The organism is Rhizobium sullae, from assembly GCF_900169785.1.
Lineage (GTDB): Bacteria > Pseudomonadota > Alphaproteobacteria > Rhizobiales > Rhizobiaceae > Rhizobium > Rhizobium sullae.
Genome location: NZ_FWER01000190.1, coordinates 1 through 486 on the forward strand (window position 1 = coordinate 1; position 486 = coordinate 486).

At 59.7% G+C, this 486-nt stretch carries 1 protein-coding gene; it reads left to right on the forward strand.

Going from position 1 to position 486, the window contains the following annotated elements:
* The first annotated feature begins 136 nt into the window (after positions 1-136).
* Positions 137-370: a hypothetical protein gene (locus BN1800_RS39705; RefSeq protein ID WP_027511222.1), complete on the forward strand. Its 234-nt coding sequence runs from the start codon at positions 137-139 to the stop codon at positions 368-370.
* Positions 371-486: the final 116 nt, after the last annotated feature.

Below are 486 nucleotides of genomic sequence, written 5' to 3' on the forward strand. Positions count from 1 at the left end.
CCAGGCTAAGGCAGATGCGCGATGACAGCCGAGGGATCCTCATGTATGGTTGCCGCCCGGCGGGGTGCCGGCATCAAGTAGGACTTCGGTCCGATGCACGGTTCAATGGTAGCGTGGGCAAAGTGGGAGTTCGCGGATGCTTGAGTTGTCGGCCTTGGAGCCTGAATGCTTCTACTGGGCAAGACGCAGGGAAACCGGAGGCACCTGGGAGATCGTGCAAATTTCAACGGTGTTTGGCGCCGCTCGCGACTATTGGACCGTCGCCAGGACCGGATCGGATGTCCACCAGATGGTGGACGACTACGAGTTTCTGGTGAGAGTTGCACTGCCGGAGGCCGATATTACTCCTCTATCGCAGGCCGCCGAGTAAGCACCGACGGTGGAAAGGCCGACTGCGGCCTGCAACCATGACGAATTCTTTTTTCTCGGATGTGCGGTTGGGGTCTTCGGTCAATCAGGCGGGGCAGACGACTTGGTGCGCGTCGT

Coding starts and splice junctions, on each gene's coding strand:
- BN1800_RS39705 (WP_027511222.1), top strand. CDS start 137: ATGCTTGAGTTGTCGGCCTTGGAGCCTGAATGCTTCTACTGGGCAAGA.